The sequence below is a fragment of the Enterobacter sp. RHBSTW-00975 genome, assembly GCF_013615235.1.
GTDB lineage: Bacteria > Pseudomonadota > Gammaproteobacteria > Enterobacterales > Enterobacteriaceae > Enterobacter > Enterobacter ludwigii.
Window position 1 is genome coordinate 1,351,656 of record NZ_CP055883.1, and the last position, 14,996, is coordinate 1,366,651.

The 14,996-nt window shown below is 56.7% G+C and carries 16 protein-coding genes and 1 riboswitch; of the genes, 11 read left to right on the plus strand and 5 right to left on the minus strand.

Translation table 11 applies throughout. The features are described 5' to 3' along the window. The first annotated feature begins 53 nt into the window (after positions 1–53). The 4 genes from bioB to bioD are packed head-to-tail and all read left to right on the plus strand — an operon-like array spanning position 54 to position 3,681. Positions 54–1,094 (plus strand): biotin synthase BioB, encoded by a 1,041-nt coding sequence (bioB, locus tag HV340_RS06525; RefSeq protein ID WP_181216381.1) that lies wholly within the window; start codon positions 54–56, stop codon positions 1,092–1,094. Next, complete coding sequence (gene bioF, locus HV340_RS06530) at positions 1,091–2,248, plus strand: 8-amino-7-oxononanoate synthase (RefSeq protein ID WP_181216382.1); 1,158 nt, start codon at positions 1,091–1,093, stop codon at positions 2,246–2,248. The genes bioB and bioF overlap by 4 nt, the downstream gene beginning before the upstream one ends. Next, positions 2,232–2,987 carry a malonyl-ACP O-methyltransferase BioC gene (gene bioC, locus HV340_RS06535; RefSeq protein ID WP_063925244.1) on the plus strand — a complete coding sequence of 252 codons (756 nt, stop codon included), beginning with the start codon at positions 2,232–2,234 and terminating at the stop codon, positions 2,985–2,987. Before bioF ends, bioC begins: the two co-directional genes overlap by 17 nt. Next, complete coding sequence (gene bioD, locus HV340_RS06540) at positions 2,980–3,681, plus strand: dethiobiotin synthase (RefSeq protein ID WP_063925243.1); 702 nt, start codon at positions 2,980–2,982, stop codon at positions 3,679–3,681. The genes bioC and bioD overlap by 8 nt, the downstream gene beginning before the upstream one ends. Here the strand turns inward: bioD and HV340_RS06545 are convergent. Then, a complete protein-coding gene (locus tag HV340_RS06545) occupies positions 3,644–4,366 on the minus strand; it encodes an ATP-binding cassette domain-containing protein (RefSeq protein WP_014169219.1) in 723 nt (240 codons plus the stop codon). The genes bioD and HV340_RS06545 overlap by 38 nt on opposite strands. Positions 4,367–5,118: 752 nt before the next feature. Here HV340_RS06545 and uvrB point away from each other — a divergent pair. After that, entirely contained in the window at positions 5,119–7,134 is a 2,016-nt protein-coding gene (gene uvrB / locus HV340_RS06550) for an excinuclease ABC subunit UvrB (RefSeq protein ID WP_063925242.1), read from the plus strand. Between the two features lie 86 nt (positions 7,135–7,220). On the opposite strand, the gene yvcK is transcribed toward uvrB, so the two are convergent. After that, on the minus strand, positions 7,221–8,129 hold the full coding sequence (yvcK, locus tag HV340_RS06555) for a uridine diphosphate-N-acetylglucosamine-binding protein YvcK (RefSeq protein WP_020884933.1): 909 nt from the start codon (positions 8,127–8,129) through the stop codon (positions 7,221–7,223). Positions 8,130–8,355: 226 nt separating this feature from the next. Further along, a riboswitch (molybdenum cofactor riboswitch) is annotated at positions 8,356–8,490 on the plus strand. Between yvcK and moaA the strand changes: the two genes are divergently transcribed. From moaA to HV340_RS06585, 6 genes are all read left to right on the plus strand, one after another. Beyond that, on the plus strand, positions 8,478–9,467 hold the full coding sequence (gene moaA / locus HV340_RS06560; RefSeq protein ID WP_063925241.1) for a GTP 3',8-cyclase MoaA: 990 nt from the start codon (positions 8,478–8,480) through the stop codon (positions 9,465–9,467). (Overlaps the previous riboswitch by 13 nt.) Positions 9,468–9,491: 24 nt before the next feature. Next, a complete protein-coding gene (gene moaB, locus HV340_RS06565; protein ID WP_020884931.1) occupies positions 9,492–10,004 on the plus strand; it encodes a molybdenum cofactor biosynthesis protein B in 513 nt (170 codons plus the stop codon). Positions 10,005–10,007: 3 nt separating this feature from the next. Then, entirely contained in the window at positions 10,008–10,493 is a 486-nt protein-coding gene (gene moaC / locus HV340_RS06570) for a cyclic pyranopterin monophosphate synthase MoaC (protein WP_008501142.1), read from the plus strand. Then, positions 10,486–10,731 (plus strand): molybdopterin synthase sulfur carrier subunit, encoded by a 246-nt coding sequence (gene moaD / locus HV340_RS06575; RefSeq protein WP_020884929.1) that lies wholly within the window; start codon positions 10,486–10,488, stop codon positions 10,729–10,731. The genes moaC and moaD overlap by 8 nt, the downstream gene beginning before the upstream one ends. A gap of 1 nt (position 10,732) precedes the next feature. After that, complete coding sequence (moaE, locus tag HV340_RS06580; protein ID WP_014169225.1) at positions 10,733–11,185, plus strand: molybdopterin synthase catalytic subunit MoaE; 453 nt, start codon at positions 10,733–10,735, stop codon at positions 11,183–11,185. Positions 11,186–11,243: 58 nt separating this feature from the next. Then, positions 11,244–11,951: a Bax inhibitor-1/YccA family protein gene (locus HV340_RS06585; protein ID WP_014169226.1), complete on the plus strand. Its 708-nt coding sequence runs from the start codon at positions 11,244–11,246 to the stop codon at positions 11,949–11,951. Between the two features lie 58 nt (positions 11,952–12,009). On the opposite strand, the gene HV340_RS06590 is transcribed toward HV340_RS06585, so the two are convergent. From HV340_RS06590 to HV340_RS06600, 3 genes are read right to left on the minus strand one after another with little or no spacing between them, the layout of a single operon-like run. Beyond that, positions 12,010–12,972 (minus strand): YbhN family protein, encoded by a 963-nt coding sequence (locus tag HV340_RS06590; protein WP_014169227.1) that lies wholly within the window; start codon positions 12,970–12,972, stop codon positions 12,010–12,012. Further along, positions 12,972–14,213 carry a cardiolipin synthase ClsB gene (gene clsB / locus HV340_RS06595; RefSeq protein WP_014169228.1) on the minus strand — a complete coding sequence of 414 codons (1,242 nt, stop codon included), beginning with the start codon at positions 14,211–14,213 and terminating at the stop codon, positions 12,972–12,974. Before clsB ends, HV340_RS06590 begins: the two co-directional genes overlap by 1 nt. Beyond that, positions 14,210–14,971: an endonuclease/exonuclease/phosphatase family protein gene (locus tag HV340_RS06600; protein ID WP_014169229.1), complete on the minus strand. Its 762-nt coding sequence runs from the start codon at positions 14,969–14,971 to the stop codon at positions 14,210–14,212. Before HV340_RS06600 ends, clsB begins: the two co-directional genes overlap by 4 nt. Positions 14,972–14,996: the final 25 nt, after the last annotated feature.

Here is a 14,996-nt window from a genome sequence, read left to right on the forward strand (position 1 = left end):
GTTTACGAGTATAAACCGATCTGAAAATTAACAAAACCCTTTGGAGAAGCCCCATGGCTCACCACGCACGCTGGACGATGTCGCAAGTTACTGAATTATTCAATAAACCTTTCCTTGAGCTGATGTTTGAAGCCCAACAGGTGCATCGTCAGCACTTCGAACCACGCCATGTGCAGGTCAGTACGCTGCTGTCGATCAAGACTGGCGCATGCCCAGAAGATTGCAAATACTGCCCGCAGAGTGCGCGCTACAAAACCGGGCTTGAATCTGAACGTCTGATGGAAGTGGAGCAGGTGCTCGACTCTGCCCGTAAGGCGAAAAATGCAGGCTCAACCCGATTCTGTATGGGCGCGGCATGGAAAAACCCGCACGATCGCGACATGCCGTATCTGGAGCAGATGGTGAAAGGGGTGAAAGAGATGGGGCTGGAAGCCTGCATGACCCTTGGCACGCTGAACGAAGAGCAGGCGCAACGCCTTTCCGCGGCAGGGCTGGATTACTACAACCACAACCTCGACACCTCCCCTGAATTTTACGGCAATATCATCACCACGCGGACCTATCAGGAGCGTCTCGATACGCTGGATAAAGTGCGTGACGCCGGCATCAAAGTCTGTTCAGGCGGGATTGTGGGGCTGGGCGAAACGGTGAAAGACCGTGCGGGTCTTCTGCTGCAGCTGGCGAACCTGCCCACGCCGCCGGAAAGCGTGCCGATCAACATGCTGGTGAAAGTTAAAGGTACGCCACTGGCGGATAACGAAGACGTGGATGCATTTGATTTTATCCGCACCATTGCGGTGGCGCGTATCATGATGCCGACCTCCTACGTGCGCCTCTCGGCGGGTCGTGAGCAGATGAGCGAGCAGACGCAGGCGATGTGCTTTATGGCCGGGGCCAACTCCATCTTCTACGGCTGCAAACTGCTGACCACCCCGAACCCGGAAGAGGACAAAGACGTCCAGTTGTTCCGCAAGCTGGGGCTGAACCCACATCAGACCGACGTCCTGACGGGGGATAACGAGCAACAGCAGCAGCTGGAGCAGCAGATTTTCAACGCCGATACTGACCAGTTCTACAACGCGGCAACCGTATGACCTGGCAGGCACGTATCCATTCCGCGCTTGAAGAACGGCGGGCGGCAGATGCCTTTCGCGTTCGCAACGTGGTAGAAAACGGCGCAGGCCGTTTTCTCACCCGCGAGGGCCGGCAGTTTTGCAATTTCTCCAGCAATGATTATCTCGGGCTGAGCCAGCACCCGGCGATCGTCCGCGCCTGGCAACAGGGGGCGGAGCGGTTTGGCGTCGGCAGCGGCGGTTCGGGGCATGTCAGCGGCTACACCACGGCGCATCAGGCGCTGGAGGAGGCCCTTGCCGACTGGCTGGGGTATCCGCGTGCGTTGCTGTTCATTTCAGGTTTTGCCGCCAACCAGGCGGTCATCACCGCGCTAATGGGCAAGGACGACCGCATTGTTGCCGACCGCTTAAGTCACGCCTCGCTGCTGGAAGCGGCAAGTTTAAGCCCTGCGCAGCTCCGCCGCTTTGCCCATAACGATGCGGCTCAGCTTGCTGGCCTGCTCGATAAGCCCTGCACCGGACAGCAGCTGGTGGTCACAGAAGGGATGTTCAGCATGGACGGCGACAGCGCACCGCTGCGTCCGCTGCATGAGACGGCGCAGCGACAAAACGCCTGGCTGCTGGTTGATGATGCCCATGGTATTGGCGTGATGGGTGAGGAAGGGCGCGGTAGCGTCCATCAGCAAAACGTGAAGCCGGAACTGCTGGTGGTGACTTTCGGGAAAGGTTTTGGCGTGAGCGGGGCGGCCGTGTTGTGCAGCGAGTCTGTCGCCGACTATCTGCTGCAGTTCGCCCGTCATCTCATTTACAGCACCAGTATGCCACCCGCACAGGCCGTGGCGCTGTCTGCATCACTGGCGGTGATCCGCAGCGCTGAAGGTGCGGAACGACGGGCGCGTCTGGCGGAACATATTCGGCGTTTTCGCCAGGGGTTACGCCATCTCCCGTTCCAGAGCACCGATTCGCAGAGCGCAATCCAGCCGGTGATGGTGGGGGAAAACGGTCTGGCTCTCACGCTGGCGCAGACGCTTCGCGAGCGGGGGATATGGGTGACGGCTATTCGTCCACCAACCGTACCGCCAGGCACTGCCCGGCTGCGTCTGACGCTCACGGCGGCGCACGAAGCAGAGGATATCGAGGCACTTCTGGAGGCGCTGCATGACACCCGTGAATAAACAGGCGATCGCGGCGGCATTTGGCCGGGCCGCGCGCAGCTATTCGCAGCACGATGAACTCCAGCGTCAGAGCGCACAGGGGCTGCTTGCTTTACTCAACGAGACCCGGTTCTCTCAGGTGCTGGACGCCGGGTGTGGGCCGGGTGCCAATAGCCGACACTGGCGTGCGGCCGGCAGCGAGGTGACGGCTATCGATCTGTCGCCCGATATGCTCGAGGAGGCCCGTCAGCAGCAGGCCGCGCACCACTATCTGGTTGCCGATATTGAGTCCATTCCGCTGCCGGATGCGCGGTTTGATCTGGTCTGGAGCCATCTGGCGGTACAGTGGTGCAGTAGTCTCCCGCAGGCATTAAACGAGCTTTATCGCGTGGCACGCCCGGGCGGATGCGTGGCCTTCACCACGCTGCTGGAAAGCTCTTTACCGGAGCTCAATCAGGCGTGGAAAGCGGTGGATGAACAACCTCACGCTAACCGTTTTTTGCCGCACGAGCAGGTCATCCAAGCGCTGGCGGGATGGCGCTATCGCTGTGCTGAGCAGACCATTACGCTGAATTTCGACGATGCCTTCAGCGCCATGCGCTCCCTGAAGGGCATTGGCGCGACCCATCTGCATGCGGGGCGTGAAAAGAAACCTCTCACCCGCGGCCAGTTACAGCGTCTGGAGCTGGCGTGGCCGCAGCAGCGGGGGCAGTTCCCGCTCTCATATCAACTTTTTCATGGGATTATTGAACGTGACTGAACGTTATTTTGTCACCGGAACAGATACCGAAGTGGGCAAGACGGTTGCCAGCTCAGCGCTGCTGCAGGCGGCGCGCATGCAGGGAAAAATCACCGCCGGATATAAGCCTGTCGCCTCCGGCAGCGAGATGACCGCGCACGGGTTACGCAATACCGACGCGCTGGCGCTCCAGCGCAACAGCACGCTTGAACTTGCCTATTCAGCGGTGAATCCATACACCTTTGCCGAGCCCACCTCGCCGCATATTATCAGTGCCGATGAAGGTCGCCCGATTGATTTTGCCGTGCTTTCTGCCGGGTTACGCGCCCTTGAACGCCAGGCTGACTGGGTGCTGGTGGAGGGCGCCGGTGGCTGGTTTACGCCACTTTCGGCGGACCAGACCTTTGCTGACTGGGTGCAAATCGAGCAGCTGCCGGTAATCCTGGTGGTAGGGGTCAAACTCGGCTGTATCAACCATGCGATGCTGACCGCCCAGGCCGTTCAGCAGGCCGGGCTGCGCCTGGCCGGCTGGATAGCCAACGACGTGGTTGCGCCGGGCAGGCGACATCAGGAGTATCTGGCAACGCTGAAGCGGGTGCTTCCTGCGCCGTTTCTTGGGGAGATCCCGTGGCTGGCTGACACGGCCGGGTGCGCTGAAACCGGGCATTACCTCGATCTCAGCGTCTTGCCTCCAGCGACATCCAGTGGGCGATAAGCTCGTCGTCCAGCTCGTTAACGTGGCCCTGGGCCACGTTACGCCCGCGATACAGCATGCAAAAGCGCTCCGCGACCCGGCGGATAAACGACAGCTGCTGCTCAGCTAACAACACCGTCATTCCCAGTTCCCGGTTTAACCGCACCAGCAGCTGGCTCAGCTTCTGGGCGAAACTGTGGCCCGCGCCATGCATCGGCTCATCCAGAATCAGCATCCGCGGACGGATGACCAACGCATTGGCCAGCGCCAGCTGATACTGGTCGTCTGGCGAAAGCGTGTTGGCCCGGGTTTGTCGCAGCGCATAGAGTTCCGGAAAGAGGTCGTAAACGTCACTTTTCGCTTCAGGGTCTGGTTTCCCTGTCGCGCGCATGGCGATATGCAGATTTTCATCAATGGTTAACTGGGAGAAAATCCGCCTGTCCTGCGGGACATAGCCTATTCCCGGGCCAGCGAAGGGTTCTGGCGTCTGGCTAAGCAAATCTCGCGGCGGTGCACCGGCTTCGTGCCAGATGATGGTGCCACTGTCGACAGGCACTTTCCCGGCGATGCAATTCATCAGGGTCGTTTTGCCCATCCCCGGCAGGCCAACAACGCCTGTACACATGCCTTTGGGAAAATCTAAATCCACGTTCCATAGCGTATGTTGGCTTCCGTAAAACTGGTTAACTGCACGCAGACTCAACATCTTTCTCTCCTTAAAAATCTGTGTGGATGAGGCTCATTGTGGGATGTGCAAAACTCCTGCCAGAAACCCTTAATTGATTAAAAAAGAGGCTTTTTTAGGAATTTATCCTGGGTAAGCGGTGTGTGATTACCCCCCTTTGCACATCTGCAGTGCCGGACGTGATGAGTTGTGGTGCAGGGTTAAAATGGTGGAAATGTGAGCAAGATCGCATTGGTTGGTTATGAATGACACAACTGTTTATCAGCAAAAAATAGCTATAAAAAATTTTTGCTGCCGTTTCGTGGGAAAAGTCGGGAATTTGCTGAGCGGCGGTCTGCACGGGCTGGAAGCAGTTATCCACTATTCCTGTGGATAACCATGTGCATTAGAGTTAGAAAACACGCGATAAGCGAGAGAAGACGCGGGTTACGACCAAATTGGCGCGAAACGCGGCTTTAGAAAATATCGCTTAATATTTAATTGGTTAGATAAAAGCAATTGCCGTAATGAAAGTGTCACCTGTTGCCATAAAACTATCATTACCTGGCTTGACAAATGTTAAAAAAGAAAAAGTTCTGGGGATAACCCGTCCTGACTGGTGTTTTATGTTGTCACGGTCCAAATTTTGACCGCTATCGCGCTAATCACCCTGCCGGTACTCTAAATATCCTGACATGCTACTGGTTTTTCATCCAGTGTTTTTTACTGGCATTCCTGGCAGCAACGAGTAAAATTACTCACCTGCCGCTTATAACGTCATCAGGTTGTCGCCCATGAGTAAACCGTTCAAATTGAATTCTGCATTCCGTCCTTCCGGCGATCAGCCTGAGGCGATCCGACGTCTCGAAGAGGGGCTGGAAGATGGGCTGGCGCACCAGACGCTGCTGGGGGTAACCGGTTCGGGCAAAACGTTTACCATTGCCAACGTTATCGCCGATCTGCAGCGCCCCACGATGGTGCTGGCCCCAAACAAAACCCTGGCCGCTCAGCTTTACGGTGAGATGAAAGAGTTCTTCCCGGATAACGCCGTGGAATATTTTGTCTCCTACTACGATTACTACCAGCCTGAAGCGTATGTCCCGAGCTCTGACACCTTCATTGAGAAAGATGCCTCGGTGAACGAACACATTGAGCAGATGCGTCTGTCGGCGACGAAGGCGCTCCTTGAGCGTCGCGATGTGGTGGTGGTGGCGTCAGTGTCGGCTATCTACGGTCTGGGCGATCCGGATCTCTATCTCAAGATGATGCTGCACCTGACCCAGGGGATGATCATCGATCAGCGCGCTATTTTACGCCGTCTGACAGAGCTGCAGTACACCCGTAACGATCAGGCGTTCCAGCGCGGTACCTTCCGTGTGCGCGGCGAGGTGATTGATATCTTCCCGGCAGAGTCGGACGATATCGCCCTGCGCGTTGAGCTGTTTGACGAAGAGGTTGAACGCCTGTCGCTGTTTGACCCGCTGACCGGCCACGTCGAGTCGGTCGTTCAGCGCTATACCATCTACCCGAAAACGCACTACGTGACGCCACGCGAGCGTATCGTGCAGGCGATGGAAGAGATCAAAGTTGAGCTGGCAGACCGCCGTAAGGTGCTTCTGGCGAATAATAAGCTGCTGGAAGAGCAACGCCTGAGCCAGCGCACCCAGTTTGACCTGGAGATGATGAACGAGCTGGGCTACTGCTCCGGTATCGAAAACTACTCACGTTTCCTCTCCGGGCGTGGTCCGGGCGAGCCACCGCCGACGCTGTTTGATTATCTGCCGGCAGACGGTCTGCTGGTGATCGACGAATCTCACGTGACTATCCCGCAAATTGGCGGGATGTATCGCGGTGACCGGGCGCGTAAAGAGACGCTGGTGGAGTATGGTTTCCGTCTGCCATCGGCGCTGGATAACCGTCCCATGAAGTTTGAAGAATTTGAGGCGCTGGCACCGCAAACCATCTACGTCTCGGCTACGCCGGGCAACTACGAGCTCGAAAAATCGGGCGATGAGGTGGTTGACCAGGTGGTGCGTCCGACCGGGCTGCTGGATCCGATTATCGAGGTGCGTCCAGTCGCCACTCAGGTTGACGATCTGCTGTCAGAAATCCGTATCCGCGCGGCCATCAATGAGCGCGTGCTGGTAACGACGTTGACCAAGCGTATGGCGGAAGATCTCACCGAGTATCTTGAGGAGCACGGTGAGCGGGTGCGTTATCTGCACTCGGATATCGATACCGTCGAGCGTATGGAGATCATCCGCGACCTGCGTCTGGGCGAGTTTGACGTGCTGGTGGGTATCAACCTGCTGCGAGAAGGCCTGGATATGCCAGAAGTCTCGCTGGTGGCGATTCTGGATGCCGACAAAGAGGGTTTCCTGCGTTCTGAACGCTCTCTGATCCAGACCATTGGCCGTGCCGCGCGTAACGTTAACGGTAAAGCGATCCTTTACGGCGATAAAATTACCCCGTCAATGGCGAAAGCAATTGGCGAAACGGAGCGTCGTCGTGAGAAACAGCAGCGTTACAACGAAGAGCACGGCATTACGCCGCAGGGCCTGAACAAGAAAGTGGTGGATATTCTGGCGCTGGGTCAGAACATTGCGAAGACCAAAGCGAAAGGGCGCGGGAAAGCGCGTTCAGTGGTTGAGCCGGATACCGTCGAGCTGACGCCAAAAGCGCTGCAGCAGAAAATCCACGAACTGGAAGGACAGATGATGCGGCATGCGCAGAACCTCGAATTCGAAGAGGCCGCGCAAATCCGCGACCAGCTGCATCAGCTGCGCGATCTGTTTATCGCCGCCTCCTAGGTAAAAGCAAAATGACAGCCGCAGGCTGTCATTTTTTTAGTGGTTGCTCTCTCCCGTGGGAGAGTGGTCGGGTGAAGGCATAATCTCTATCCCAGGTCCTGAATCGCTTTCTCCAGCGCTTCACGCAGCAGGTGACGGTCGTGGCGATATTTGATATCGCTTGCTTCCAGCGGCTCCTGCACCACCACGCGATCGCCAATCCCTGATACATCAACTTTCGGGCCGACCACTACGCCATCGATGATTTTCTTCCCGACGTACTGCTCCATCAGATTCAGTTTGTCCGCCAGCGACAGGCTGGCCGCCGCCGGGCTCAGCTCACGGCCTAAATTGCCGATGTAAACCATGGGGGCGGGCGTTCTGCGCAGGGCCTGTGCCAGCTCTTTGACCAGTAAAATGGGCATCAGGCTGGTGTAAAAACTGCCCGGCCCAATCAAAATCAAATCCGCTTCGCCGATGGCCTCAATGGCTTCACGCGTGGCGGGCACGCTTGGGTAGGTCATCAGCTCTTTTGGCGGCACGGTAAGCTGGTCGATGTTCACTTCGCCATAAACCTCGTGCCCTTCCGCATCGATTGCCATTAAATCGACCGGTTGTTCGGACATTGGGATCAGGAACGCGTCAACCTTGAGCAGGTTTCGGATCAAATTGATGGCTTCCAGCGGGCGCACTGACAGGTGATCCAACGCTTTAAGCATCAAATTTCCAAGGTTATGCCCGGAAAGTTCGCCGTTACCGCCAAAACGGTACTCAAACATCGCCGAAGCGACGCTCGGCTCGGTAATTAACTGGTTCAGACAATTACGCATATCGCCCCAGGCGATACCCCCTTCCGCGCGTCGAATACGCCCGGTGGAGCCGCCATTATCCGTGGTTGTCACTATCCCTGTCAGCCTTGAGCCAAGTGAAGACAGAGAAGACATCACTCGCCCCAGACCATGGCCTCCGCCAAGAGCGACAACACGGTCAAGATCCGCAAAAGTGCGATTGCGCATACACATTCCTTATCACGTTCGATCTGCGTAACACTACCCTAACTACCCCTAAAAGACGATGCCTCACCCGGTGCAAAATGACGTATATCAATGTGAATATGCTGTTTTTAGGTATTCTGTAGCGAAAATACACGATTATGTCGTTATGTATATGGTTATATAGCGTTAAGTGATAATGGCGAAGGGAAGATTTCCGCGCTACTATCGCCATAACCACGTTTTCAAATTTGAAAACATACACTCGAGCCCTGGCGCCTGTGTCGAAAGATATGGCGTCCTGGCCGTGGCGAATATGCCACCAGGGTACAGAAAGAAATGACTGTGCCTCCCGTCTCTGGAAAGGTGTACATGGCTTCACAACTTACTGATGCATTCGCGCGTAAGTTTTTTTACTTACGTCTGTCGATTACCGATGTGTGCAACTTCCGTTGCACCTACTGTCTGCCCGATGGCTACAAACCGGGCAGCGTCACCAATAACGGCTTTCTCTCCGTGGACGAAGTGCGCCGCGTCACGCGCGCATTCTCTGAGCTCGGCACGGAAAAGGTCCGCCTGACCGGAGGGGAACCCTCTCTGCGTCGTGATTTCCCCGATATCATTGCTGCGGTGCGTGAGAACGATCGTATCCGTCAGATTGCGGTCACCACCAACGGGTACCGTATGGCTCGCGACGTTGCGGCCTGGCGCGACGCGGGCTTAACCGCCATCAACGTCAGCGTGGACAGCCTTGATGCCCGCCAGTTTCATGCCATTACCGGCCAGGATAAATTCCGCCAGGTGATGGATGGAATTGACGCGGCGTTCAGTGCCGGGTTCCAGAAGGTCAAAGTCAATACGGTGCTGATGCGTGACGTCAACCATCACCAGCTTGATACCTTCCTGGCGTGGATCAAATCCCGCCCCATCCAGTTGCGTTTTATCGAGCTGATGGAAACCGGCGAGGGCAGTGAGCTGTTCCGTCGGCATCACATCTCCGGGATGGTGTTGCGTGATGAGCTGCTGAAACGCGGCTGGATCCACCAGATCCGTCAGCGCAGCGACGGCCCGGCGCAGGTCTTTTGTCACCCGGATTACGAAGGGGAAATCGGGCTTATCATGCCGTATGAGAAAGACTTCTGTGCCAGCTGTAACCGTCTTCGCGTCTCCTCCGTTGGTAAGCTGCATCTGTGCCTGTTCGGGGATGGCGGTGTCGACCTTCGCGATCTGCTGGCGGACGACGCCCAACAGGCCGCGCTTGAAGCGCGGATTTCTGAAGCTCTGACGCACAAAAAACAGACCCACTTCCTGCATCAGGGCAACACCGGCATTACTCAGAACCTGTCCTACATTGGCGGGTAATCAGGCTTAAGAAGGAACCAGAAGATGAGTCAGGTTAGCGCGGAATTTATCCCGACACGCATTGCTATTCTTACCGTTTCCGACCGCCGCGGTGAAGAGGATGACACCTCCGGCCACTGGCTGCGCGATGCGGCACATGATGCCGGGCACAGTATTGTTGATAAGGCGATCGTGAAAGAGAACCGTTATGCCATTCGTGCCCGGGTCTCTCAGTGGATTGCCAGCGATGAGGTGCAGGTGGTGCTGATCACCGGTGGCACCGGTTTTACCACAGGCGACCAGGCTCCCGAGGCGCTCGTCCCGCTGTTTGACCGGGAAGTGGAAGGCTTTGGTGAAGTGTTCCGCATGCTCTCGTTTGAAGAGATTGGCACCTCCACGCTGCAGTCGCGTGCGGTGGCCGGTGTGGCGAACGGCACGTTGATTTTTGCCATGCCCGGCTCGACAAAAGCGTGTCGCACCGCGTGGGAAAATATTATTGCGCCGCAGCTGGATGCCCGTACTCGTCCGTGTAATTTCCATCCCCATTTAAAGAAATAAGTTATGTCGCAACTGACCCACATTAACGCCGCTGGCGAAGCACATATGGTGGATGTCTCCGCCAAAGCCGAAACGGTGCGTGAAGCGCGTGCTGAAGCCTTCGTGACCATGTTGCCAGAGACCCTGGCGATGATTATTGACGGCAGCCATCACAAAGGCGACGTCTTTGCCACCGCCCGCATCGCCGGGATCCAGGCTGCGAAACGCACCTGGGACTTAATTCCGCTCTGCCACCCGCTGATGCTGAGCAAGGTGGAAGTTAACCTGCAGGCGCAGCCGGAGCACAACCGCGTGCGCATCGAGTCGCTCTGCCGCTTAACGGGGAAAACCGGGGTTGAGATGGAAGCCTTGACGGCGGCCTCTGTCGCCGCGTTAACTATCTATGACATGTGCAAAGCGGTGCAGAAAGATATGGTGATTGGCCCGGTTCGTTTGCTGGCGAAAAGCGGTGGCAAATCCGGTGATTTTAAGGTGGACAGCCATGATTAAGGTGCTCTTTTTTGCTCAGGTCCGCGAGCTGGTGGGCACCGACAGCCTGACGCTTGATGCCCCGTTTGACACCGTTGCCGACCTGCGTGCGCATCTTGCCGCGCAAAGCGACCGCTGGGCGCTGGCGCTGGATGAAGGCAAGCTGCTGGCCGCGGTTAACCAGACGCTGGTGGAGCTGACCCATCCGCTGACGGCCGGGGATGAAGTGGCCTTCTTCCCGCCGGTGACAGGGGGCTAAGATGGCTGAAACCCGAATTCTGGTAGGTCATGATCGTTTCAGCGTTGGTACAGAATATGACTGGCTGGCAGAGCGTGACGAAGACGGTGCGGTTGTCACCTTCACCGGTAAAGTGCGTAACCATAATCTCGGCGACAGCGTAAAGGCGCTGACGCTGGAACACTACCCGGGCATGACGGAGAAATCCCTCGCGGAGATCGTTGAACAGGCGCGTGGCCGCTGGCCGCTCGGGCGAGTGACGGTTATCCACCGTATTGGTGAAATGTGGCCTGGCGAGGAAATCGTTTTTGTCGGCGTGACCAGTGCCCATCGTAGTAGCGCGTTTGCCGCAGGGGAGTTCATTATGGATTACCTCAAAACCAAAGCGCCATTCTGGAAACGTGAAGCGACGCCGGAAGGCGACAGGTGGGTTGAGTCGCGTGACAGCGACAAAGAAGCCGCCAGTCGTTGGTAGTCGGTTTGCGTGGATGTGTTAGTCTTAACGTGTGTGTCTACTTAATCAGGAGTGAATCATGGACCGATTTCCGCGTTCCGATTCAATAGTACAGCAGACCCGTACCGGGCTGCAGACGTATATGGCTCAGGTTTATGGCTGGATGACGGTCGGTTTACTGCTGACCGCTTTTATCGCATGGTATGCAGCCAACACGCCTGAGCTGATGATGTTTATCTTCTCAAGCAAAATCACCTTCTTTGGGCTGATCATCGCGCAACTGGCGCTGGTCTTTGTTCTCTCCGGCCTGGTGCAGAAGCTGAGCGCCGGAATGGCGACCACGCTGTTTATGCTCTATTCGGCACTGACGGGGCTGACGCTCTCCAGCATCTTCATCGTGTATACCTATTCCTCCATCGCCAGCACGTTTGTGGTCGCTGGCGGGATGTTTGGTGCGATGAGCCTCTACGGCTACACCACGAAGCGTGACCTGAGCGGTTTCGGCAGCATGCTGTTTATGGGGCTGATTGGGATTGTGCTGGCGTCGCTGGTAAACCTGTGGCTGAAGAGTGAAGCGCTGATGTGGGCGGTGACCTATATCGGGGTGGTGATCTTCGTCGGTTTGACGGCCTACGACACTCAGAAGCTGAAAAATATTGGCGAACAGATTGACGTACGCGACAGCTCAAACCTGCGCAAATACGCGATTCTGGGCGCCCTGACGCTGTATCTGGACTTCATCAACCTGTTCCTGATGTTGCTGCGTATTTTAGGCAACCGTCGTTAAGGGTATTTCCCTTACCCGACCTGCGTTGCGCAGGCCGGGTAAGTTCCCTCGCCAGACCTCACTTCGCTAACGCTTTCTCATTCTTCGCCCGCAGTTTCTTCGCCCGACTCTCCAGCACCAGATAACACACCGTTGCCAGCGCCAGCGGCAGGAAGTAATAGAGCATACGGTAGGCCAGCAGGGCGGCAATAATCGTACCCTGTGAAACATGCTCTCCGGCGAGCAGGGCGATAAATACCGCCTCCAGAACCCCAATCCCCGCCGGAATATGCACGATCACACCGGCAATGCTGCTGACCAGCAGCACACCCAGCACAAAGAAGTAATTCACATCTTCACCAATGAGCATCCAGATAATCGCCCCCATCGCCATCCAGTTGGCGCTGGACACGGCCATCTGCAGGACCGCGAATTTCCACGAAGGCAGTACCAGTTTTTGTCCCTTGATGGTCATGTGTCGGCGTTTGGCAAAGGCGCAGGCCCAAAGATAGAGCGCAATGATGAGCAGTAATGCAAAGCCTAAAATCCGCAGCGTGGTTTCATCGATGTACCAGTGCGCAGGCAATTGCACCACGCCGATGGTGAAAATCACCCCGCCGAGCAGAATGTAACCCAGCCAGTTGGTGGTGATGCTGAGGGAAAAAATGCGCGTAATGGTCCCGCCCGGCAGGCCGAGGCGCGAGTAAAGGCGATAGCGCATGCCGATCCCGCCCACCCAGGTACTCAATGTCAGGTTAAAGGCGTAGCAGATAAACGACACCAGCATGACCTGGCGCTTCGCGAGCTTATGGCCGCAGTAGGCGCGGCCCAGCAGGTCATAGCAGCCGTACATGAGGTAGCTTACAATCACCAGCCCCACCGCGCCCAGCAGCACCAGCCGGTTGTAGTTGCGGATAACTTTCCACACCTCTTCCCAGTCAACTTTCTGGGCGTAAACCACCAGCAGAACCGCGACGGCGATGAAAAACAGCCAGGTGAGGATCTTTTTAGCCAGCCGCCAGCGTGGATGTGATTTCGACATCAGGTTTTCCCTCCATCTTCCGCTTCAACGCGGTCCTGGGTTTCCATTTCGGGCTGGACAGGCGGATCCACCAGCGCAAGTTTTGGCGTGTGCGCCGGCAGCCAGCCCACCATCGCCGGGAAATGACGCAGAAAGTGGAACACCACCACGCTAATGCCCAGATTCCACCAGGTGCGTTTGGGCACCATGGATTCGTCCACGCGCACGCAGTCGTTCACGATCAACGCCTGCAGGTTATCCCTGAGAGTCTGGTTGAACTGGCGATCGTGGATGATCAGGTTAGCTTCAAGATTCAGTGACAAACTGAGCGGATCGAGATTGCTGGAGCCCACGGTGGCCCAGTGATCGTCCATCAGGGCTACTTTGCCGTGCAGCGGCCGGCGGCGATATTCGTAAATTTGTACGCCACCTTTCACCAGATAGTTGTACAGCAACCGGGCACCGATTTTGACAATCTGCATGTCCGGCTCGCCCTGAACGATGAGCTTCACGCGCACGCCGCGTCGGGCCGCATTGCGCATGGCATGCAGCAGGCGATAGCCCGGGAAAAAGTAGGCGTTGGCGATAATCACTTCGCGCTTCGCATTCGCCAGCATCTTCAGGTAATGCCGCTCAATGTCGTCCCGGTGCTCACCGTTATCCCGCCAGACAAACAGCGCCTGCGCTTCACCGGGGTGACGGTTCTCTTCCGGGCGATGATGGCGGCGCTGCCACCAGCGCCGGGCAGCCTCTTTACCGGGCAGGTTTTCCAGCTCAAAGAGCAGGATATCCTGCACCACCGGTCCTTCAATGCGAATCGCGTAATCCTGCTTGGCTTCCGGGCCGTAATCGGACATATGTTCAGCGGAGTAGTTAATGCCGCCAACAAACGCTACCGTCTCATCCACCACCACAATTTTGCGGTGCATCCGGCGGAAAAGATTGGTACGCATGCCGAAAAGGCGAGGGCCAGGATCGTAATAACGGAACACGACGCCTGCTGAAGTGAGCTCATTGACGAACGCATCACTGAGGTCCGGTGAGCCATAGCCATCCAGCAGCACTTCGATTTTGACGCCACGCAGGGCAGCACGCAGCAGCACGCTGTGCAACTGCTTACCGACGTCGTCTTCGAACCAGATAAACGTTTCAAGGATCACTTTCTGCTTTGCGTGGTCAATCGCGTCAAACACCGCGGGGTAATATTCATCCCCGTTGACCAGCAGCGTGATCCGGTTGCCTTCCTGCCATGAACATTTCATAAGTGGATCTCCGCGCTGAGCGGCGCATGGTCGGAAAGATGTCGCCAGTTAAGTAACGCCAGTGCGGTCGGGCTGCTGGCATGGGCGTTTTTCACGTAGATTCTGTCGAGTCGCAAAAACGGGAACCGTACCGGAAAGGTGCGTGCAGGCCTGCCGTTTGCACGGGTGAAAATCTCCTCAAGTCCGGCATCAACCTTCAACGGATGGTTAGCCCGCTGCCGCCAGTCGTTGAAATCACCGGCCACGACCACGGGTTCACCTTCGGGCAGGGCATTGGTCCATTCGGCCAGCATTTTTAGCTGAGCCTGGCGATGGGCTTCGCGCAGGCCCAGATGAACACAGCCCACGTGCACCGGGAACGCCAGATCCGGCGGGGCGATACGGCAGTAAAGCAGCCCGCGTTTTTCACTTTCACCCACAGAGACGTCGCGGTTTTCGTAATGTTCGATGGGAAAACGTGACAGCACCGCATTACCGTGATGCCCTTCCGGGTACACCGCGTTGCGCCCGTAGGCGTAATCACTCCACATGGTGTCGGCCAGGAATTCGTAGTGCGGGGTGTCCGGCCAGTTTTCAAAGTGAAGCGGATGCACTTCGTGCGCGCCCATGACTTCCTGAAGGCAGACAATGTCCGCGCTGACGGTGCGTACCGCGTCGCGCAGCTCCGGTAAAATGAAGCGGCGGTTAAATGCTGTGAAGCCTTTATGAATGTTTATCGTCAGCACTTTAAGCGAGAAATGCTGCATTTTTTTGGTCATACGTTCCTTCCAGGGTGACTATCCC